This window comes from Citrobacter sp. W9 (genome assembly GCF_026719375.1).
GTDB lineage: Bacteria > Pseudomonadota > Gammaproteobacteria > Enterobacterales > Enterobacteriaceae > Citrobacter > Citrobacter werkmanii.
Genome location: NZ_JAPPTE010000016.1, coordinates 111,717 through 132,166, shown reverse-complemented (window position 1 = coordinate 132,166; position 20,450 = coordinate 111,717). Strand labels below are relative to the sequence as shown.

General features: G+C 53.6%; 18 protein-coding genes and 1 pseudogene. 6 read left to right on the top strand and 13 right to left on the bottom strand.

The window, feature by feature from the left end; translation table 11 throughout:
* Positions 1 to 128: 128 nt before the first annotated feature.
* From OOJ59_RS20480 to nrfA, 5 genes and pseudogenes are all read right to left on the bottom strand, one after another.
* A pseudogene (locus OOJ59_RS20480) lies at positions 129 to 1,523 on the bottom strand (heme lyase CcmF/NrfE family subunit); the annotation flags it as partial.
* 8 nt (positions 1,524 to 1,531) lie between these two features.
* Positions 1,532 to 2,488, bottom strand: a complete 957-nt coding sequence (nrfD, locus tag OOJ59_RS20475; RefSeq protein ID WP_160956212.1) for a cytochrome c nitrite reductase subunit NrfD — start codon at positions 2,486 to 2,488, stop codon at positions 1,532 to 1,534.
* Positions 2,485 to 3,156, bottom strand: a complete 672-nt coding sequence (nrfC, locus tag OOJ59_RS20470; RefSeq protein WP_038636309.1) for a cytochrome c nitrite reductase Fe-S protein — start codon at positions 3,154 to 3,156, stop codon at positions 2,485 to 2,487. Before nrfC ends, nrfD begins: the two co-directional genes overlap by 4 nt.
* Positions 3,153 to 3,719, bottom strand: coding sequence for a cytochrome c nitrite reductase pentaheme subunit (gene nrfB, locus OOJ59_RS20465; RefSeq protein ID WP_038636307.1), 567 nt, complete (start codon positions 3,717 to 3,719; stop codon positions 3,153 to 3,155). Before nrfB ends, nrfC begins: the two co-directional genes overlap by 4 nt.
* A 44-nt stretch (positions 3,720 to 3,763) precedes the next feature.
* The gene (gene nrfA, locus OOJ59_RS20460) at positions 3,764 to 5,200 is read right to left on the bottom strand and encodes an ammonia-forming nitrite reductase cytochrome c552 subunit (protein WP_038636304.1); all 1,437 of its coding nucleotides are present in this window, start codon (positions 5,198 to 5,200) and stop codon (positions 3,764 to 3,766) included.
* 433 nt (positions 5,201 to 5,633) lie between these two features.
* On the opposite strand from nrfA, the gene acs reads away from it, so the two are divergent.
* From acs to actP, 3 genes are all read left to right on the top strand, one after another.
* Positions 5,634 to 7,592: an acetate--CoA ligase gene (gene acs, locus OOJ59_RS20455; RefSeq protein ID WP_268063478.1), complete on the top strand. Its 1,959-nt coding sequence runs from the start codon at positions 5,634 to 5,636 to the stop codon at positions 7,590 to 7,592.
* 237 nt (positions 7,593 to 7,829) lie between these two features.
* Positions 7,830 to 8,144 carry a DUF485 domain-containing protein gene (locus OOJ59_RS20450; protein ID WP_006688274.1) on the top strand — a complete coding sequence of 105 codons (315 nt, stop codon included), beginning with the start codon at positions 7,830 to 7,832 and terminating at the stop codon, positions 8,142 to 8,144.
* Positions 8,141 to 9,790, top strand: coding sequence for a cation/acetate symporter ActP (gene actP / locus OOJ59_RS20445; RefSeq protein WP_085049641.1), 1,650 nt, complete (start codon positions 8,141 to 8,143; stop codon positions 9,788 to 9,790). The genes OOJ59_RS20450 and actP overlap by 4 nt, the downstream gene beginning before the upstream one ends.
* 45 nt (positions 9,791 to 9,835) lie before the next feature.
* Here the strand turns inward: actP and OOJ59_RS20440 are convergent, their stop codons facing one another.
* Entirely contained in the window at positions 9,836 to 10,525 is a 690-nt protein-coding gene (locus OOJ59_RS20440; RefSeq protein ID WP_038636296.1) for an LrgB family protein, read from the bottom strand.
* Positions 10,518 to 10,928 (bottom strand): CidA/LrgA family protein, encoded by a 411-nt coding sequence (locus OOJ59_RS20435; RefSeq protein ID WP_038636293.1) that lies wholly within the window; start codon positions 10,926 to 10,928, stop codon positions 10,518 to 10,520. Before OOJ59_RS20435 ends, OOJ59_RS20440 begins: the two co-directional genes overlap by 8 nt.
* Before the next feature lie 101 nt (positions 10,929 to 11,029).
* Here OOJ59_RS20435 and OOJ59_RS20430 point away from each other — a divergent pair, with 101 nt between their 5' ends.
* On the top strand, positions 11,030 to 11,920 hold the full coding sequence (locus OOJ59_RS20430; RefSeq protein WP_038636290.1) for a LysR family transcriptional regulator: 891 nt from the start codon (positions 11,030 to 11,032) through the stop codon (positions 11,918 to 11,920).
* A 73-nt stretch (positions 11,921 to 11,993) separates the two neighbouring features.
* Here the strand turns inward: OOJ59_RS20430 and OOJ59_RS20425 are convergent, their stop codons facing one another.
* The 4 genes from OOJ59_RS20425 to soxR all read right to left on the bottom strand — a co-directional run bounded on the left by OOJ59_RS20425 (position 11,994) and on the right by soxR (position 16,892).
* Positions 11,994 to 12,485: an REP-associated tyrosine transposase gene (locus tag OOJ59_RS20425; protein ID WP_042312972.1), complete on the bottom strand. Its 492-nt coding sequence runs from the start codon at positions 12,483 to 12,485 to the stop codon at positions 11,994 to 11,996.
* A gap of 187 nt (positions 12,486 to 12,672) precedes the next feature.
* Positions 12,673 to 14,319 (bottom strand): Na+/H+ antiporter, encoded by a 1,647-nt coding sequence (locus tag OOJ59_RS20420; RefSeq protein ID WP_038636287.1) that lies wholly within the window; start codon positions 14,317 to 14,319, stop codon positions 12,673 to 12,675.
* 156 nt (positions 14,320 to 14,475) lie between these two features.
* On the bottom strand, positions 14,476 to 15,825 hold the full coding sequence (gene ghxP, locus OOJ59_RS20415) for a guanine/hypoxanthine transporter GhxP (protein ID WP_160956213.1): 1,350 nt from the start codon (positions 15,823 to 15,825) through the stop codon (positions 14,476 to 14,478).
* A gap of 608 nt (positions 15,826 to 16,433) precedes the next feature.
* On the bottom strand, positions 16,434 to 16,892 hold the full coding sequence (gene soxR, locus OOJ59_RS20410; RefSeq protein ID WP_003826630.1) for a redox-sensitive transcriptional activator SoxR: 459 nt from the start codon (positions 16,890 to 16,892) through the stop codon (positions 16,434 to 16,436).
* 86 nt (positions 16,893 to 16,978) lie between these two features.
* Here soxR and soxS point away from each other — a divergent pair, with 86 nt between their 5' ends.
* Positions 16,979 to 17,302, top strand: coding sequence for a superoxide response transcriptional regulator SoxS (soxS, locus tag OOJ59_RS20405; protein WP_005132611.1), 324 nt, complete (start codon positions 16,979 to 16,981; stop codon positions 17,300 to 17,302).
* 2 nt (positions 17,303 to 17,304) lie between these two features.
* Here soxS and OOJ59_RS20400 read toward each other — a convergent pair whose 3' ends face one another.
* A complete protein-coding gene (locus OOJ59_RS20400) occupies positions 17,305 to 18,891 on the bottom strand; it encodes an EAL domain-containing protein (protein ID WP_085049639.1) in 1,587 nt (528 codons plus the stop codon).
* A gap of 551 nt (positions 18,892 to 19,442) precedes the next feature.
* Here OOJ59_RS20400 and OOJ59_RS20395 point away from each other — a divergent pair.
* Entirely contained in the window at positions 19,443 to 19,724 is a 282-nt protein-coding gene (locus OOJ59_RS20395; RefSeq protein ID WP_038636276.1) for a YjcB family protein, read from the top strand.
* A gap of 65 nt (positions 19,725 to 19,789) precedes the next feature.
* On the opposite strand, the gene ssb1 is transcribed toward OOJ59_RS20395, so the two are convergent.
* Positions 19,790 to 20,314 (bottom strand): single-stranded DNA-binding protein SSB1, encoded by a 525-nt coding sequence (gene ssb1, locus OOJ59_RS20390; RefSeq protein ID WP_003826621.1) that lies wholly within the window; start codon positions 20,312 to 20,314, stop codon positions 19,790 to 19,792.
* Positions 20,315 to 20,450: the final 136 nt, after the last annotated feature.

Genomic DNA, 20,450 nt, shown 5'->3' with positions numbered 1-20,450 from the left:
AATGAATATGGAAAGAGTTTTTACCCAGATCGATACCAATGAGCGCAATGTTTTCCATGATAGTTCTCCGAATGAAAGCCTGTCCTCAGCATAATACCGGGAAGGAGGGAGTGACCATCTCATTAAATGTAGCCCGCAAGCGCGACCTGCTGCCCGGGGCTCAGATTCAGGCTTATCTCCTGACGACTACCGCTGGAAAAAACGATCCCAGCCGCAAATACCAATACCCCGGCATGCGCCAGCAGTGCCGGAAGCTGACAACGCAAAGAGACTTTGCGGCTTCTGATCGTTGCCAGCACGATAACCAGCAGCATCAGCAGCCCAAACGGCAGCGTGGCGCGGTTAAAGTACGGCGCGCCAACGGAGAGCCTTCCCCAGCCGAACAACCCGTAAATCATCGGATAGAGCGTGCCAATCAGCACAATCAGTAGCACCGCGCAAAAAAGTAATAGCGCGACCAGAATCAGCATCTCGCGCGACCAGCCGCCAAAACGCGCATTCTGGCGAATTTGCTGGCCTCGCCAGGCGTACAACCCCAGCGACGCCAGGCTCAATACGCTAAACAGCGCAAACAGCGGCGCGGCGCGCACGTTATCCAACGCAAAGGCATGTACCGAAACAAGAATGCCGGAACGCACAATCAGCGTCCCCAGCAGCGATAAGATCAGCGTGACGATCGCCAGCAGCAGCGACCAGTGGCGGAAGATCCCACGCTGGCGCGTGATGTACAGGCTATGCAGCAACGCGCTGGCGGAGAGCCAGGGTAATAAGGAGGCATTTTCGACCGGGTCCCAGAACCACCACCCCCCCCAGCCCAGCTCGCAGTAGGCCCACCAGGAACCGAGGATTATCCCCAGCGTCAGCGCGCACCAGCCGGGCAGCGCCCAGCGCCAGCACACCCAGGCGCTCTGCGCGTTAAAGTCACCGCGCAGCAGCGAGGCCAGCGCCACGCCCGCGGCTACCATCAAACCACCGTAACCCAGGTACAGCAGCGGCGGGTGGAGGATTAACCCAAGATGTTGCAGCATCGGGTTAAGGTCCCGTCCTTCTATAGCAGGCGGGAAAATACGCACGAAGGGATCGGACCAGACCACCACAAACAGCAGCAACAGGGCCGTCACCATTGACAGGACGCTGAGCGTCAGCGGAAACAGTGGATCAGAATCACGCCGATAGCACAGAGCGAACAGCGCGCTCCAGCCGGAAAGAAAGAGCACCCACAACAGCAGCGACCCTTCATGGCCGCCCCAAACCGCCGCCAGTTTTAATCCCCACGGCAGCAGGCTGTAGCTGTGCTGAGCAACATAGACCACCGAAAAGTCGCTGGTCAGAAAACAGAATACCAGAATGGCAAAAGCCAGCAGCAGCAGCGCAAACTGCGTCCATACGCCCACGCTTGCCAGGCGCATCACGCCCTGCCAGCGCTGGCGGACACCCACCAACACGGCAAGTGGGGTCAACACGTTGACCCCGAGGCTTAATAACAGTGCCAGAAAACCGGCTTCAGGAAGGAGAACGTCCAGATATCACCTTACGCAACGGTTAGCTGACCCGCATAGAGAATGAAAAAGCGCAGCAGCAGTACGCCGGTCAGGCTGGCGCCGCAGACTGCCAGCACGCCATGAAACGTCAAACTGCGGTTGGCCCAGGGTTTTAGCAGCATCGGCAGTATCAGCCCAAGCCCAGCTACGCCAAGCCAAAACCACCAGGTCCAGAATCCGCCGCCCAGCGCCGCCGCCAGCGCGCGCATTTTGCCGTCATCGCCCAGCGCCAGACCGACGAAGAACGCCGCCAGCAGGAAGATCTCCAGCCATACCACCGGGACCTCCATGCGATGCACAAAGTGCGCTTCAGTGCTGTGCGGATTGCTACGATGGCGTAACGCCATGGCGATCAGCGCCACCGCCGCGCCGGAGGAGATCCCGGAGAACAGGAACAGTACCGGCAGGATCGGGTTATTCAGGAATGGGTAGGACTTCAGCGCCGAGAGCAAAAAACCGGTGTACGCCCCAAGCAGAACCGCCAGCACCAGCATTAACGTCTCCAGCGCACGATGAAACGGCGTTATCAGCGTCAGCGCTTTCTGCACGATCCCTAACCGCGGCAGCCAGCGTTGTTGCAGGGCAATCACCTCTTTTTCAAAGATTTTTGCCAGCCACAGCACCAGCACCACCATATACAACTGGAACAGCATGACCCCCATCGACATCACCGAGGTGAAGCTGTAGTGGAACATCAGTTTCCAGAAGGTCCATGGCCGCGTCAGGTGGAATACCAGAATCAGCAGACCGAAGATAATCGCCCCCGGCCCTAACACCAGCGTGGTGCGCAGCAGCGTGCTGTCCGAACCGCCCGCCTCAGGATGGAAGCGACGCAGCAGAATCGCCAACGTAACCAGTCCGGCGGAGATGCCAATCAGGAATAGATAGATGGCGATGGGCCAGTCCCACACCAGTGATTCAAAATGAAATGCAGAAGCGGGTGTCATTGGCTCACCTCCCCATATTTAAAGGGAACGCGGTAGACCTTCGGTTTTGTGCCCAGCGCCAGTTTGTAACGGTAGGTGGTTTTCTGCTGCAACAAACGGGAGATATCGCTGTTGGGATCGTCCAGATTACCAAACGTCAGCGCCTTCGTCGGGCATGACTCAACGCAGGCGGGCTGTTTGCCCGCTTTCAGGTTGGTTTTCCGGCAGAAATCGCATTTATCCGCCGTTTTGCTCACCGGATGGATAAAGCGCACGCGATAAGGACACGCGGCGATACAGTACTGACAGCCAACGCAAAGATCAGGGTTCACATCCACAATGCCGTTGGCGGCATCGCGATACGATGCCCCCGTCGGGCAGACGTCAACGCAGGGGGCATGGTCGCAATGCTGGCACGAGTGGCGGAAAAAGCGATATTTCACATCAGGAAACGTCCCCTGCGGCTCGCTGCGAATAATCGTCAGACGCGATACGCCTTCCGGTACGTTGTTGACTTCCCGACAAGCATCCATGCAGGCCGTGCAGCCGATGCATAATGACTCATCGTGTACCATTCCGTAACGCACGCCATTGATATTTAGCGTCTTCGCCACAACGCGTCCCGCCGTCCCGCTCACTGCCACCAGCGCGCCGACGCCGGTGATAAACTGGCGACGAGAGCAACTCATGGATGCTCCTTAAGCAACGGAACCGACGCCGGGTTAAAGTTCGGATTGTTACGCTGATCGCTGTGGCAATCGACGCAAATCTTGATCCGTCCTTTATCGCTTAACGTCTGCATCGTGTCTTGCTTCGGATGCAGTGAGTGACAACTGGCGCACGCCACTTTTGTGACGTGGACATCGTGCGGCCAGAACGCTTTTTGCAACTGCTCAGGCAGGTGACAGGACATACAGACGCTGTTCTGCTGCTCCACATTATACATTGGCTCATTAAAGCGCATCACATCCTTCACCCCTTCGCGGTGGTTCGGTGACGGCTGGCCGTGACAGTTGGTGCAGGTGACCGGCAGTTTGTTGTTCGGGTTAATGACTTGCGCATGTTTACCATGCATGCCTTCGGTATCCGGCTTGTGACAATCCAGACAGGCAGCATCCGGATTACGCTGCTGAGTAACCGTCCAGCGTTGATCCGACTCCTGCGGCGTTGGCGTGGCAGTGATTCCACTCAGGCTCCAGAACAGGCCTGACGCCAGCACCCCAGCAGTTAATAACGAACGTAATACGCTCATATTCACTCCGTTGAGTTATCCGCCCCTTACGGGGCGAAATGGGGTTATTGGCTTAACAGACCGTTTTTACGCGCCTGCTCTTCCCACTGCGGAATCACCGTTTTGATGAAGTCCTGCTTCTCAGCATTGATTTGCTGCATGTTCAGACCAATCGCCGCCTGGGCTTTCTCTTTGGTAGAGATATCCGGTAACGGGATTTCATGCGTGATGCCTTTGGTCGCCAGCAGACGAACCAGTTTGGTACGTGCGTCGGCGGCTTTATCCATTGCGCTACCCAGCATCCGCAGACCTTCTTCCGGCGCATGCATGTGAATACCGTGTGAGGCGATAGACAGGTCCCAGCGCCATTGTGCGTGACGGATATCTTCCAGAATCGGCTTCATTTCCGCTTCGGTCGCACCCGCATCCCATGCGGCTTTCGCTTCGAAGTGCGCATGTACCAGTTGATCTTCAACCTTGATTTTCAGGTCATGAATGGCCTGTTTACGCTCGGCGACCACTTTTTGCAGGGACGCTTTGTCCTGGGTATGGCAGTTCGCACAGGTCTGGGCGAAGTTATCGAACGGATTACCAATCTTGTGATCGGTATAGATCTTACCTTCCGCGTTTTGCACTTTCGGCATGTGGCAGTCGATACAGGTCACGTTGTTCTTACCGTGAATGCCCGCGCTCCAGGTTTCATATTCTGGGTGCTGCGCTTTCAGCATCGGGGTTTTGGACAGAGAGTTAGTCCAGTCAGAGAAGGCGATGGTGTCGTAGTATTTCTCCATGTTCTCGACTTTCATGCCCTCATCCCACGGGAACTTAACGGCTTTGTTCTTACCGTCGAAGTAGTACTCCACGTGGCACTGGCCGCAGACCATGGATTGCTGATCAAAGCGACCGGCTTTCTCAAACGGTTTGCCGATGGCTTCCATCGCGCGCTCAGCGTAAGGACGCGACAGCGTCAGCTCAGGCTTGCCTTTGGCGAAGTCCGGCGACGCGGTGTTATGGCAATCTGCACAACCGAGGTTGTTAACAATTTCCGGACCGCCGCGCGCCCATTTACCGTGGAAGTAACCATCCTCACCGTCTTTCTGGATCAGACGCGCCACATCCGGGCTTTTACAGCTCCAGCAAGCCATCGGCAGCGGGCCGTCTTCTGCCGTTTTAGGTGCGCCGGTACGTAAGGTTTCACGTACATCGGTCACCGCATACGCGTGCCCGCGCGGTTTGTTGTAATCGCGCGAGAATGGATATCCCGCCCACAGGATCACCAGACGCGGATCTTCTGCCAGCGCATCTTCACGGGCTGATTGCTCAGACGTGGCTTTCCAGGAGAGGTATTGATCGGGATGCTGAGGGGCGAAGGTTTCATTCTTCGCTTCAACGGTGACGGTCTTTGCGGGTACAGGAGTTTGTTCAGCGTGAACAGCAGAGATAAATAATAAAGGTAATAACAGGCTGAAGAAACGGCGTACGCGTGATTTTGTCCTTGCCATAGGGGTCTCATCCAGATGACGCCATTATCTGCAATGGCGGTTCTTTTATTGTTTTCCATAACAGCAACCACACGAATACTGTCATGACATTGCTCCCCCCAATTTGTAACAAGAAACCACACTGAAAATGTTGTCTTTAATCAATTGTAAGTGTATGTAAAATACCACTTTAGAGTTAGTTACCCCCTCAAACCACTCACTCTTTTGTTTAATTCTGAGACAGATCACCTTTTCAACAATTCTCAGATAACCCCATGTTATCGCGAGAATTAATCAATTTTTGCTAGTTCTCTTCAAAATTCAGTTTGTCGCTAATTTGCACAATTCGTTTATTGCGTGATCTGCCGCCCAAATACTAAACAAAACTCGCAAAGCCCCTACATTTAACGTTTGTGCGACATATTATTAACATCCTACAAGGAGAACAAAAGCCATGAGCCAAATACATAAACACGCTATTCCCGCAAACATTGCGGATCGTTGCCTGATAAATCCGGAGCAGTACGAAGCGAAGTACCAGCAATCTGTTAACGAACCCGACACATTTTGGGGCGAGCAGGGAAAGATTCTTGATTGGATCAAGCCGTACAGCCAGGTGAAGAACACCTCGTTTGCGCCAGGCAACGTCTCTATTAAATGGTATGAGGATGGCACGCTAAACCTGGCGGCGAACTGCCTTGACCGTCACCTGCAGGCAAATGGCGATCGTACCGCCATCATCTGGGAAGGCGACGACGCCAGCCAAAGCAAACATATTACCTACCGCGAGCTGCATCGCGATGTCTGTCGTTTTGCCAATACGTTACTGGATTTAGGCATTAAAAAAGGTGATGTGGTGGCCATATATATGCCGATGGTGCCGGAAGCGGCGGTCGCCATGCTGGCCTGCGCCCGTATTGGCGCGATGCATTCGGTCATCTTCGGTGGTTTCTCCCCGGAAGCCGTCGCCGGACGTATCATCGACTCCAATTCTCGCCTGGTGATCACCGCCGATGAAGGCGTGCGCGCCGGACGCGCTATCCCGTTGAAAAAGAACGTCGATGATGCGTTGAAAAACCCGAACGTGAAAAGCGTCGAACACGTTATCGTTCTCAAACGTACCGGTGGAAAAACGGAATGGCAGGAAGGTCGTGACCTGTGGTGGTCCGATCTTATCGAGAAAGCCAGCCCGGAACATCAGCCGGAAGAGATGAACGCCGAAGATCCGCTGTTTATCCTGTATACCTCCGGGTCAACCGGCAAGCCGAAGGGCGTGCTGCACACCACTGGCGGATATCTGGTCTACGCCGCAACCACCTTTAAGTACGTGTTTGACTACCATCAGGGCGATATCTATTGGTGTACCGCTGACGTGGGTTGGGTAACCGGGCACAGCTACCTGCTGTACGGTCCGCTGGCCTGCGGCGCAACCACGCTGATGTTCGAAGGCGTGCCCAACTGGCCTACCCCGGCGCGTATGGCGCAGGTTGTGGATAAGCACCAGGTCAATATTCTGTATACCGCGCCGACCGCCATCCGCGCTCTGATGGCAGAAGGCGATAAAGCGATTGAAGGTACTGACCGTTCGTCGCTGCGCATCCTGGGTTCCGTTGGCGAGCCAATCAACCCGGAAGCGTGGGAGTGGTACTGGAAGAAGATCGGCAACGAAAAATGTCCGGTCGTCGATACCTGGTGGCAGACCGAAACCGGTGGATTCATGATCACCCCGCTGCCGGGCGCCACCGAGCTGAAAGCCGGTTCCGCTACCCGTCCGTTCTTTGGCGTGCAGCCTGCGATTGTCGATAACGAAGGTAATCCGCTGGAAGGCGCAACCGAAGGCAACCTGGTGATTATTGACTCGTGGCCAGGCCAGGCGAGAACGCTGTTTGGCGATCATGAACGTTTTGAACAGACCTACTTCTCTACCTTCAAAAATATGTACTTCAGCGGCGACGGCGCACGCCGTGATGAAGATGGTTATTACTGGATCACCGGACGTGTGGACGATGTACTGAACGTCTCTGGCCACCGTCTGGGCACGGCAGAAATCGAATCGGCGCTGGTGTCGCATCCGAAGATTGCCGAAGCCGCGGTGGTCGGTATTCCGCATAATATTAAAGGCCAGGCGATCTACGCCTACGTCACGCTGAATCACGGCGAAGAACCGTCGCCTGAGTTGTATGCCGAAGTTCGCAACTGGGTACGTAAAGAAATTGGCCCGCTGGCAACGCCAGATGTGCTGCACTGGACCGATTCACTGCCGAAAACCCGCTCCGGCAAAATTATGCGCCGCATTCTGCGCAAAATCGCGGCGGGCGATACCAGCAATCTGGGCGATACCTCAACCCTCGCCGATCCAGGCGTCGTTGAGAAACTGCTCGAAGAGAAGCAGGCCATCGCGATGCCATCATAACCATAACCGTGAAATGCCCGATGGCGCGCTGCTTATCGGGCCTACAAATCCTATCCCTACCCCTCCCCTGAGCGGGAGGGAAATATAAAAACCCTCCCCCAAAGGATTTCGTGTTACAGGAAGGCGGCAAGCGAGCACATCCCCAGGAGCATAGTTCACTATGTGACTGGGGTGGGCGAGTGCGGCCAACGAACCTGTAGCGCGAAAGACGCAGGGGGACCTCTGGAGAGCTCTGTGATGAATGACAATATTTATCAGCGGATAGAAGACAGTGCGCGTTTCAGGGAGTTAGTTGAAAAACGGCAACGGTTTGCCACCATTCTGTCCATCATCATGCTGGCAGTTTACATCAGCTTTATTTTACTGATTGCCTTTGCGCCTGGTTGGCTGGGTACTCCGCTGCACGCGGGAACCAGCGTCACCCGGGGTATTCCGATTGGGGTCGGCGTGATCCTTATCTCCTTCATCCTGACCGGGATCTATATCTGGCGGGCAAACGGTGAATTCGATCGCCTGAACAATGCGGTTCTGCACGAGGTTAAAGCATCATGAAGAGAGTCCTGACGGCGCTTGCCGCCACGCTGCCCTTCGCCGCAAACGCGGCGGATGCTATAAGCGGAGCAGTCCAACGCCAGCCAACCAACTGGCAGGCGATTATCATGTTCCTGATTTTCGTCATCTTTACGCTTGGTATTACCTACTGGGCGTCTAAACGCGTGCGTTCGCGTAATGACTACTACACCGCTGGCGGTAACATCACCGGCTTCCAGAACGGGCTGGCGATTGCAGGCGACTATATGTCTGCTGCATCGTTCCTCGGGATTTCCGCGCTGGTCTTTACCTCCGGTTATGACGGACTGATTTACTCGCTCGGCTTCCTGGTCGGCTGGCCGATTATCCTGTTCCTGATTGCTGAACGCCTGCGTAACCTTGGTCGCTACACCTTTGCCGACGTGGCCTCTTATCGCCTGAAACAAGGTCCGATTCGTATTCTCTCGGCGTGTGGTTCCCTGGTGGTGGTCGCGCTGTATCTGATCGCGCAGATGGTCGGCGCGGGTAAACTGATTGAGCTGCTGTTTGGCCTGAACTACCACATTGCCGTCGTGCTGGTTGGCGTATTGATGATGATGTACGTCCTGTTTGGCGGCATGCTGGCAACCACCTGGGTACAGATCATCAAAGCCGTTCTGTTGCTGTTCGGCGCCAGCTTTATGGCCTTTATGGTGATGAAGCACGTCGGCTTTAGTTTCAACAATCTGTTCACCGAAGCGATGGCGGTACACCCGAAAGGTTCCGCCATTATGAGTCCGGGCGGACTGGTGAAAGATCCAATCTCCGCGCTGTCGTTAGGTCTCGGCCTGATGTTTGGTACGGCGGGCTTGCCGCACATCCTGATGCGTTTCTTCACGGTCAGCGATGCCCGCGAAGCGCGTAAGAGCGTGTTCTATGCCACCGGTTTTATGGGTTATTTCTACATCCTGACCTTTATCATCGGCTTTGGCGCGATCATGCTCGTTGGCGCGAACCCTGTGTATAAAGACGCTGCTGGCGCGCTTATTGGCGGTAACAACATGGCGGCGGTACATCTGGCGAATGCGGTGGGCGGGAACCTGTTCCTCGGCTTCATCTCGGCAGTGGCGTTTGCCACCATTCTGGCAGTGGTTGCTGGTTTGACGCTGGCGGGCGCATCGGCAGTTTCTCACGACCTGTACGCCAACGTATTCCGCAAAGGCGCAACCGAGCGCGAAGAGCTGAAGGTGTCGAAAATTACCGTACTGGTGCTGGGTGTGGTTGCCATCGTGCTCGGCGTGCTGTTTGAAAACCAGAACATCGCCTTCATGGTGGGACTGGCATTTGCTATCGCAGCCAGTTGTAACTTCCCCATCATTCTGCTCTCCATGTACTGGTCAAAACTGACCACGCGTGGCGCAATGATGGGCGGCTGGCTAGGTCTGCTGACGGCCGTCGTGCTGATGGTGCTTGGCCCAACAATTTGGGTACAAATCCTGGGTCACGAAAAAGCCATTTTCCCGTATGAATATCCGGCGCTGTTCTCCATCAGCGTAGCGTTCCTCGGGATCTGGTTCTTCTCTGCCACCGATAACTCAGAAGAAGGTAACCGCGAACGCGAGCAGTTCCGTGCTCAGTTCATCCGTTCCCAGACCGGGTATGGCGTTGAACAAGGTCGCGCGCACTAATCTTCCCTCTCCTCCGGCTTCCGGGCCGGAGGATTACTGCCTTTCTCAGAACATCAGCCTTGCGACCAGCGGCGATACCAGCACCATCACCACGCCGGAAAGCATCATCACCAGGCTAGCCACTACGCCCTCCTGTTGGCCGAGCTCATATGAGCGAGCCGTGCCTGCGCCGTGCGATGCTGCGCCAAAACCTGCGCCTTTCGCCATCCCTTCGCGAATAGAGAGCCGCAAAAACAGCACATCGCCGACCGCCATCCCGAATACGCCCGTCACGACCACGAACAATGCCACCAGATCCGGCTGACCGCCCAATGGCTCTGCCGCCGCCAGCGCAAATGGCGTAGTAACGGACCGCACCGCCAGACTGCGCTGAATTTCATCAGGCAGCATAAACAGGCGCGCCAACCAGACGGAACTGGTGACCGCCACCAGTGTCGCCGTCACCACACCCGCCGTCAGCGACATCCAGTGACGTTTAATCACGGCGAGGTTGTCATAAACCGGAACGGCGAAGGCAATGGTTGCGGGACCTAGCAGCCATAGCAGCCAGTGCGATTCACCAATATAGTTTTGCCAGGAGATATGTCCAAAGACCAACATCAGCACCAACAGCGCCGGAGTAAGCACTAACGGCATCAGCGGTAATTTACGAAAGCGGCGATACAGGCGCTTGTTGGCAAAATAGATGCCCAGCGTAATCACCAGACACAGCACGCTTAACTGGAAATTACTCACGGTTTAACCTGCTCATTTCATAGCGATACACTTTATCCACGACCCATGCCGTTGCGCCGAGCACCATCATCGTACTTATCGCAATAACGGCAAAAATACGCCATCCATCAACCAGTAGCAGTTGCGTATAGTTAACGACGGCGACCACCGCCGGGACAAAAAACAACAGCATTTCAGCCAGTAACCAGCGAGCGCCTGCGCGGATCCAGTTCAGCGGGATAACCCGGCAGACAATCAACGCCAGCATCAGCACCATCCCAACCAGGTTGGCAGGAAGCGGCAGATGCAGCCAGGAGACAAGATATTGAGCAAAAACAAAGAGACCTGCGTACAACAGAACCTGAACGGGGATCTGGAGTCGATGAATAACGGCAGGCGTCACGCGGCTTATCGCCACAGCCATGAGGGTATGTCCTTAAAAAATAGAGAGCGCCAGTATAGAGAGCCCCCGTCCAGGACTGAAATGAATTAAAATCATTGCAGGCATAGTCTTAAGGAATAATCATGGATATCAGAACGCTGCGATATTTTGTTGAGGTGGTGCGTCAGCAGAGCTTTACCCGCGCAGCGGAGAAACTCTTTGTCACCCAGCCCACCATCAGCAAAATGTTGAAGAACCTTGAAGACGAGCTTAATTGCACGTTGCTCATCCGCGACGGACGGCGGCTATTGTTGACCGATACCGGCCAGGTCGTGTTCGAACGCGGCCTGGCGATCCTCGCCGAGTTCCGCCAGCTCGAAGCAGAACTCAGCGACATTAATCACCTCAACAAGGGAATACTGCGCCTCGGTATCCCGCCCATGGTGGGTATGTTGATGGCTGGCCCCATCAGCCTTTTTCGCCAGCGTTATCCCGGCGTGGAGCTAAAAGTGTCTGAATTTGGCGGTTTAACCGTCCAACAGGCGGTGATGAACGGCGATCTGGATGTTGCAATGACCGCGCTACCGGTTGAAGAAGAGAGCGGTCTGGCGACCTTACCACTTTTCAGTCATCCGCTCTGCGTGCTGGTCCCCCGCTCCGGTCAATGGACAACGTGCGACTCCATTTCCCCCGAAGCGCTGGCGGAGCATCCGCTGCTTATCTACAACGAAGATTTCGCGTTGAGCCGTCAACTGCTTGAGTTGTTTAACCAGCACAACGTAAAACCGCGTATCGCTGTGCGCAGCGGGCAGTGGGATTTTCTGGCGGCAATGGTACAAGCCGGCGTCGGGATCGCCATTTTACCGGAGCCGATTTGCCAGCGGTTGGATAAGCAAACGCTGCGCTGGATCCCTCTGGAAAGCGACTTACGCTGGCAGTTGGGCATGATTTGGCGCGAAGGTGTGTATCTGTCGCACAGCGCCCAGGCATGGCTGAAATGTTGCGAAGGGTTTTGGTTAACGCAGGAGTCGTAAAATGCCGGATGCGGCTAAACGCCTTATCCGGCCTACAATGAGCTACCCCGTAGGCCTGATAAGCGTAGCGCCATCAGGCACGTTCACCCGCATTAAAATCCATTATTTCACCTGCCCAATTTTGCGGGAACAAACCACGCCTCACATCGCGATGAAATGTTGAAAAAGGCCATGTCTGTACCTGTTTTACCCACCCGTGCTTCACTGGGTTAATGTAAATATAATCAACATGCTGGCGATAATCGTGCTCATCGCGGAGAGTGTGTTCCCAAAAGCGAGGTTGCCAAATATGTCGGGCAGACAACGATCGAGTGAAATGCTTCTTAATTTCCCGCCAGCGGGATGAAAAATCAGCGTCATTTTCAGGCAAAGTCCAGATGCAATGCATATGCTCAGGCAATACGACCCATGCATTGATCCGAAATGGTCTAGCCGTTTTGACCGCAGCGATTGCACACCGAAGCGCGTGAATGTTGGCTGTCAGAAGCTGGCTTCGACGGTCCTGCAGATTCACCGTAAAAAACCAGGTTCCTCCGTTGATGTAATTTCGTCGATAGTTGGACATGTTTCCCCCTTTTCTCAACCGTATGGAGAAAAGAGGGAATCGACAAGACAAGCAGATCAGTTCAGGAAAGCGGCTCGCAAATTACATGATGGATAATTTTTTGTAGGCCTGATAAGCGCAGCGCCATCAGGCACATCTTTCGCCGGATGCGGCTTAACGCCTTATCCGGCCTACAACGAGCTACCTTTTATTGGTTCTCAATCAACAGCGCTTCCAGCAAATCCAGATCGTGCAATAGCTTTTGCAGCGTTTCATTGCTGATTTCACGCGTGGCACGCAGATGATAAAGCTCGGCGCGTTCTGAACGCAGCGCCGCCAGGCGGAAACGTCGCTCCAGGTTCTCTTCCTGCATTGAGCTTTCTACATCGTTTCGCCCATCGGCGCGACGACGCAGGTTACCAATGACACGGGAACTCACCTCAGTCAGTAGCTGATTATCAATGTTCTCTTCGCTATCCGCAGCCAGACGCTCCTCCATTTTCTGGATCGCGACAATCGCGACTTCCGCCGTGGCAGCGCGGGCAATGCGCTCCTCTTTTTGCTGTTGCGAGTGGTCTGCAACTTCCAGATGCTGTAGCAGAATCGGCAGCATCACCACGCCGACAAACAGCGAGAACAGAATCACGCCCGCGGCGAGGAAGATCAGCTCATAACGCGCCGGGAAGCCGCTCCCGTCCGGTAACAACAGAGGAATGGAGAGCACACCGGCGAGGGTAATGGCCCCGCGAACTCCCGCAAAGGAGGCAATCAGGATTTCACGCGTCGTCCAGGAGCCAAACTCCATCGGCTTTTTCTTCAGGAAGCGCAGGCTGAACTTCTTCATGGTCCACAGCCAGCCAAAACGTACCAACATCAGCGCGGCATAAATCAGCACGATATCGGTAAACAGCATCCAGATTTCAACGTTCGGATCGACTTCCGCCGCCGCCAAAGATGACTCCAGAATGCCCGGCAACTGCAGTCCTAACAACAAGAAGACCATGCCGTTAAACACAAACTCCAGCATCGCCCAGGTGCTGTTAGCACGTAAACGCATCGCCAACGGCGCGCGGCGCATCACGCCAGAGCGGGTAATCGTCATCCCGGCAGCAACCGCCGCGAGAATGCCTGAAACACCGATGTGTTCCGCAATCAGATAAGACGCAAACGGCAGCAGGAACAGCAGGACGATTTGCGTTGCCGGCTCATCACCGCCCCAACGGCTAAGAAAACGCAGGGAGCGTCCGTATAACCAACTGACGACAAAACCGGCCAGGATGCCGCCAACCGCCACTTTGAAGAACTCAAGCGTCGCGCCGCCGACGGTAAACACCATCGTGCCCATCGCCACGGCAACGGCAAATTTCAGCGAGACCAGGCCGGACGCGTCGTTCATCAACGCTTCGCCCTGCAGGATACCCATGATTTTCTTCGGGATGCGCCCCTCACCCACAATACCGGAAAGGGCGACGGCATCGGTTGGCGACAGCACGGCAGCCAGCGCAAAAGCAGGGATGAGAGGGATCCCCGGCACCAGCCAGTAAATCATAAAGCCAATCCCGACCACCGTGACCAGAACCAGCGCCAGCGCAAGGCCGAAAATCTCTCGCCCGTGCTCCAGAAACTCACGCGTCGGCGTCTTCCAGCCATCGGCAAACAGCAGCGGCGGGATAAATAGCACCAGAAACAGCTCAGGATCGAATTCCACATGCAAACCAAACGTCGGCCACGCCAGCAAGGCGCCGATGGCGATCTGCATAAGGGGTAATGGGAGTTGGAAGGGCAATACGCGAGTAAATACCCCCGACAGCGAGACCACAAGGGTCATGATGAGTATGGTGAAAAAGATTTCCATGCGTTCCCTGTTTGCGATGTTTCTTATGATTGGTGATAAAGGCGTCGTGCCTTAATTCTATCTACTTGAGAGTATCGCAAAAGACAACGAGTGTGTTCTGAAAATAAAAACGGGCGGCCTGGGCCACCCGTTTTCAGGAGCGTCATCGAAGCAAAATCAAATAGCCCAACCGCCCGCGTAAAAGGCCACCAGCGCGATAGCAATTACCACCGTACCGATGTTCAGTTTGCGCCATTCGCCAGAGACAATGCGACCAATGACCAGGGTAGCAAAACCAATCATAATGCCGGTAACGATGTTACAGGTCAGGACGATAAATACAGCAGTGACCAGACCCGCCATCGCGTCGACAAAGTCAGCAAAGTCGATTTTCGCCACGTTGCTCAGCATCAGCAGCCCCACATACATCAACGCAGGCGCCGTTGCGTAAACAGGAACAAGATAAGAGAGCGGAGAAAGGAACAGGATCAGCAGGAACAATACGCCAACGGTGATCGCCGTCAGGCCGGTCTTGCCGCCTGCCGCCGTACCCGCTGCGGATTCAATGTAAACCGCCGCCGGTGCAGCCCCTACCAGACCAGAGAACACGCTGCTCAGGGAGTCGGTGGTCAGCGCTTTGCCGCCATCGATAATTTGTCCGTCTTTATCCAGCAGATTCGCCTGTCCGGCTACCGCGCGGATGGTTCCGGTCGCATCGAAGACCGCGGTCATAACCAGCGCCAGCACGCTCGGCAGAACGATCGGGTTCAGTGCGCCCATAATATCCAGGCTGCCGATCAGCGAGTTGCCGTTTTCATCGCTCAGAGACGGCATGGCAAAAATACCGGAGAAATGCACGGCCGGATCGAAAATCAGGCCGACGATGGAGATACCGATAATGGTCAGCAGGATGCCGCCCGGTACTTTCAGTTTTTCGAGACCAATAATCACCGCCAGACCAACCAGCGACATAATCACCGGGAAGGTATCGAAGTTGCCCAGCGCAACCGGCAGGCCGTCCAGCGGGTTCTTAATCACCAGACCAACGCCATTGGCCGCAATCAATAGCAGGAACAGGCCGATACCAATCCCCGTACCGTGCGCAACGCCCTGCGGCAGATTGCGCAGGATCCAGCTACGGATACCGGTCGCAGAAATGATGGTAAACAGAACCCCCATCAGGAACACCGCGCCCAGCGCTACGGGCACGCTAATATGTTGTCCCAGTACCAGGCTGAATGCGGTAAACGCGGTCAGCGAAATGGCGCAGCCAATCGCCAACGGCAGGTTCGCCCACAGGCCCATCACAATAGAACCGACGCCCGCAACCAGACAGGTTGCCACAAACACAGCGGCAGGCGGGAATCCGGCTTTACCCAGCATCCCCGGAACCACGATAACGGAGTAGACCATGGCCAGGAACGTCGTTAATCCGGCAACGACTTCTTGACGAACGGTACTGCCGCGATGCGAAATTTTAAACCAGGCGTCGAGTGAACCGCCGGTACGCGCTGAAGGCGTAGACATAGAAAACATCCCCTGAGAGTTTATTTTTTCGTCATTATGCGTGGTGGACAATCCACTGCCTGCTAAACGATTTCTCCATGTGCCAGCTTTGCGTCAATAGGGGTGTCGCAAAAAAGCAAACGTTTAGCTCCGCGCATAAAAAACGGGTGATAAAAAAAAGCAAACGATTATCCAGCGATCATACGTTGGTTTTCAACTGAACTTTGCCGCTTTTTACTCATTTCTTCTTATAATGCGCAAGAAATAGCCAGACGATGCGCAAACGTTATCGTCAATGCGCAATCTGGCAACAAATTTCGCTGAGTTATTACAAGATTTGCATTTATTTTTCACGCCTGCTCGCGCAAAAAAATGCATGAAGATGCGGAAAAATTTTTGGCTAAAAAGCAATCAATTCACTGGCAAATAGAGAGGGGTGGCTTACACTTACATTATCAACACAGACCGGAACCTCCCCAAACGTGCTCGACTGAGGGGTGTTGATGTCGGGGGAAACCCTCCCGTGAACCAACGGGATAGAGTGAAAGACAAAGACCGGAACCAAACTAAAGCGCCCTCTGTGGCGCTTTAGTTTTACACCGTTATATCCGCCACATACTTTAAACCAATCAATCATCTTCCAGCAGGCGCGCCCCGGTCCCCTGCTCGCCAAGCTGATCGCCAGGGTTACGCAACGGGCAATCACTGCGGGATAAACAGCCGCAGCCAATACACCCATCCAGCTCATCGCGTAACGCCACCAGAGTATGAATGCGTCGGTCTAACTCCTCGCGCCATTGCGAAGAGAGCTGCTTCCACTCTTTGGCGCTGAGCGAATGTCCTTCAGGTAATACACCTAACGCGTCGCCGATCGTGGCCAGTGGAATGCCGATACGTTGGGCAATCTTGATAATCGCGACATAACGCAACACATCGCGTTTGTATCGACGCTGATTGCCGCTGTTGCGCATACTGCTGATTAATCCTTTGCTTTCATAGAAATGCAGGGTCGATACCGCCACACCGCTACGCTTTGCAACTTCACCTGGCGTGAGCAACGCTTTTATCCGGGGTAATTTCTTTTCCATAAATCGCTTTACCTCAAGTTAACTTGAGGAATTATACTCGCCCACAGACAAAACGACGAATCGAACACTGAGAAAGAGGCAACTCTATGTCCCATCAGCAGATTATTCAGACCCTTATTGAATGGATTGATGAACATATCGATCAACCGCTGAACATTGAGGCGGTTGCGAAAAAATCAGGTTACTCAAAGTGGTATTTGCAGAGAATGTTCCGCACGGTGATGCGTCAGACGCTGGGTGACTACATCCGCCAACGTCGGCTTCTGCTGGCCGCCGTTGAACTACGGACGACCGAACGGCCTATATTCGATATTGCGATGGATCTTGGCTATGTATCGCAGCAAACCTTCTCGCGCGTATTTCGCCGAGAGTTTGATCGTACTCCCAGCGATTACCGCCACCGCCTGTAAAATTATTGCCCGCTCTGCGTCAGTATGGCGGGCGAGCGTTTTATCCAATGCATGAACTCCTGCGGCGGCAGCGCCTTCGCAAAATACCAGCCCTGGCAATACTGTACGCCGTGTTCAAGCAACCACCCGATTTGCTCCGCCGTTTCCACCCCTTCCGCAATCGTCTTCAGCTTTAAGCTTTGCGCCATCTCGATGATATGTTCGGCAATCAAGTGACTGGTGCTGTTAGTGGCCAGCGTGCTAATAAACGATTTGTCGATCTTCAGGATATCGATATTCAACGCTGACAAATTATGGAGGTTGGAATATCCCGTGCCAAAATCGTCAAACGCCACTTCAAAACCGGCCTGCCGAAACGCCTGGATGATGGGTGTCATTTTATGTACATCGATAAAGCCGCGCTCCGTCACCTCAACTTTAATTTGCTGGGCCGCCACGGAGTATTCATGGTTTTTTTCGGCAATCAGAGCAATCAGTCGGGATGAATGAAAGTCAGAAGCCGAGAGGTTAATCGAGATATACAACTGAGGATTCGCCGAAAGAAAAGCCCCTAAATCTTTGAAGACCTCCTCAACAACGTAATCCGTGATCTGCTCAATCATCCCCTCTTTTTCCGCCAGCGGAATAAACTCCGTCGGGCTCATCACCTCACCGTTACAGCCTGGCCAGCGTAGCAAAGCCTCGGCACCGACACATTGTCCATTTTTGATGTCAATGATCGGCTGATAGTACAGACAAAGCTGACGTTTCTTGATCGCACGTTTTAATAAGCGGCGGGGAGAGAGGTATTCCTGACGCGTACGCCACCACATGAGCAGTATCAGGATGCTGCAGATAATCCCAAAGGGGATCGTTAACGCCGCCTCATGATAGAAAATCTGATTCACACGAGCGTCGGAGGTCGAAACAATAATCGCGATGGGGCGTTTTTCTGAATGTACGATGGTATAGAATCGCTCGCCCTGCTGGAATGTTGAGGATTCACCGCTTATCAGCGGCGAGAACTGCGCAATATTCGCCCCTTCGCTGGCAGAGAAAAAGGTGTCCGTTACCGTGTCATACACTCCCCAGGACAGATCCGGATCATCAGACATGACTTCGCTGTAAGATAATGGATTGATGACGACAACGTAGTTTCCTCGTTGCATGTACGTCATTTTGTAGCCAGCGAAAAAGGGGGTGTCGCGGTAGTAATAGATGAAGACGTCTGGCGCGCGTTTATAGTCGGCTGTCGCCATAATATATGGGACTCGCGGCATCATTGACGTAGAGCACAAAAAATGATCGCCCTGCGCATAAATTAGCTCACTGATATATAAACGACCACGAATAATATTCAGCATACTTTTCTGATGGGCAGGGGTACACATCTTACCCTGATACAATTGGGCCATATCACGCGCTAAATCAGCCTGGAGGATCACCAATTCCGTTTTATTTAACACCAGTTGAGCAAAAGAGCTGAGTTGATTACGGGTTTCGGACATCGCCCGGATGTGAGCAAACCATAACGCCAGCACCACGGGGAGCAATACCACCATGAATGTTCCGAAGAACTTCAGCATCTTGCGTCGCGCACTGTGATTCATGTCAGCCCTATTTCCCTGTTTCGTATATGCCAGAACCCATTAGGCGGGATGCTATAAACACTGACTGATTAAGTTGCATGAATCTATCATTATTAGCAACAGACTTCTCTATGTAAAAGTCTGATAATAGATGATGCTGATATTATTTTTCCGTAAGGCAAACTCAAAGTTATGCTTATTTCATAACATTATTATCAATAAGTAGTAATTTTTTATGAGCATTATCCTGGTCGTGTTTAAGAAATTCATTAAATTTCTTAACGAATAATTTAGGATAAACATAACAGGTAATCCATATGCATCTTTTTATTAGATTATTTGTTATCGTTTTTTTTATTAAAAATAACCATGCAAATAACATGGTTATTATCCTGCAAAAATAACCTCTAACACTGGTGAACAAACGAGCAAATGTGATATAGTTCACACAATTCATGTAACAGAAACAATGTTTCATTCGTGTTATTGCCCGTCGAGAGCCAGAGTACTACACCCTCGGTGAACACCCCCGCGCTGTCATGGGCATCAAGACTTTCTGAGGACGTTTTTTCATGGCAACGATAACAACTGGCGTGGTTCTTCTGCGATGGCAGCTACTCAGCGCAGTGCTGATGTTTTTAGCCAGCACGCTCAATATCCGTTTTCGTAAATCAGATTATATTGGCCTGGCCGTCATTAGTAGCGGTTTGGGACTGGTTTTCGCCTGCTGGTTTGCAACCGGGCTGCTCGGCATAACCCTGGTGGATATGTCCGCAATCTGGAAGAACATTGAAAACGTGATGGTTGAAGTGATGAGCCACACACCGCCAGACTGGCCGATGGTGTTGAACTGATAAAAAATTACATATGGCTACCCCTGTTATGAGGTAGCCATAATTTTTCGTATAAAGCAGAAAAATTAGAACGGAATATCGTCGTCGAAATCCATCGGCGGCTCGTTAGACGGCGCTGCCGGAGCTGACTGCTGCGGGCGAGACTGCGCGCCGCCGCTGAACTGATTGCCACCCTGCGGCTGCTGAGGCTGACCCCAACCGCCCTGCTGCTGACCGCCGCCTGCCGGAGCACCACCACCCTGACGGCCACCCAGCATTTGCATGGTGCCGCCAACGTTAACCACAACTTCAGTGGTGTACTTTTCTACGCCGGACTGATCGGTCCATTTGCGGGTACGCAGCTGGCCTTCGATATAGACCTGAGAACCTTTACGCAGATATTCGCTGGCTACTTCCGCCAGTTTGCCGAACAGCACGACACGGTGCCATTCAGTCTGCTCTTTCATTTCGCCGGTCGCTTTATCACGCCAGGATTCGGAAGTAGCCAGCGTAATGTTGGCAACTGCGCCACCATTCGGCATATAGCGTACTTCCGGGTCCTGGCCCAGATTACCGACGAGAATCACCTTGTTTACGCCTCTGCTGGCCATGATCGTGTCTCCTGAAAAACGTTACTGAATAAGTGTAAGCGCGGGATTGTAGCATTTCCAATAGCGCTTTTACTACGTTGCGAGATCGATTCCAGTAAACAACCCCGGATAGACATTGTTGCACAGACACCTGCGT

Excerpts from the sequence above, each read along its gene's own strand:
- OOJ59_RS20400 (WP_085049639.1), bottom strand. The coding sequence starts at position 18,891 with ATGAATCACAGTGCGCGACGCAAGATGCTGAAGTTCTTCGGAACATTC.
- soxR (WP_003826630.1), bottom strand. The coding sequence starts at position 16,892 with ATGGAAAAGAAATTACCCCGGATAAAAGCGTTGCTCACGCCAGGTGAA.
- actP (WP_085049641.1), top strand. The coding sequence starts at position 8,141 with ATGAAGAGAGTCCTGACGGCGCTTGCCGCCACGCTGCCCTTCGCCGCA.
- OOJ59_RS20450 (WP_006688274.1), top strand. The coding sequence starts at position 7,830 with ATGAATGACAATATTTATCAGCGGATAGAAGACAGTGCGCGTTTCAGG.
- OOJ59_RS20420 (WP_038636287.1), bottom strand. The coding sequence starts at position 14,319 with ATGGAAATCTTTTTCACCATACTCATCATGACCCTTGTGGTCTCGCTG.
- soxS (WP_005132611.1), top strand. The coding sequence starts at position 16,979 with ATGTCCCATCAGCAGATTATTCAGACCCTTATTGAATGGATTGATGAA.
- OOJ59_RS20430 (WP_038636290.1), top strand. The coding sequence starts at position 11,030 with ATGGATATCAGAACGCTGCGATATTTTGTTGAGGTGGTGCGTCAGCAG.
- nrfA (WP_038636304.1), bottom strand. The coding sequence starts at position 5,200 with ATGGCAAGGACAAAATCACGCGTACGCCGTTTCTTCAGCCTGTTATTA.
- OOJ59_RS20425 (WP_042312972.1), bottom strand. The coding sequence starts at position 12,485 with ATGTCCAACTATCGACGAAATTACATCAACGGAGGAACCTGGTTTTTT.
- nrfB (WP_038636307.1), bottom strand. The coding sequence starts at position 3,719 with ATGAGCGTATTACGTTCGTTATTAACTGCTGGGGTGCTGGCGTCAGGC.
- OOJ59_RS20435 (WP_038636293.1), bottom strand. The coding sequence starts at position 10,928 with ATGGCTGTGGCGATAAGCCGCGTGACGCCTGCCGTTATTCATCGACTC.
- ssb1 (WP_003826621.1), bottom strand. The coding sequence starts at position 20,314 with ATGGCCAGCAGAGGCGTAAACAAGGTGATTCTCGTCGGTAATCTGGGC.
- acs (WP_268063478.1), top strand. The coding sequence starts at position 5,634 with ATGAGCCAAATACATAAACACGCTATTCCCGCAAACATTGCGGATCGT.
- OOJ59_RS20395 (WP_038636276.1), top strand. The coding sequence starts at position 19,443 with ATGGCAACGATAACAACTGGCGTGGTTCTTCTGCGATGGCAGCTACTC.
- nrfD (WP_160956212.1), bottom strand. The coding sequence starts at position 2,488 with ATGACACCCGCTTCTGCATTTCATTTTGAATCACTGGTGTGGGACTGG.
- nrfC (WP_038636309.1), bottom strand. The coding sequence starts at position 3,156 with ATGAGTTGCTCTCGTCGCCAGTTTATCACCGGCGTCGGCGCGCTGGTG.
- ghxP (WP_160956213.1), bottom strand. The coding sequence starts at position 15,825 with ATGTCTACGCCTTCAGCGCGTACCGGCGGTTCACTCGACGCCTGGTTT.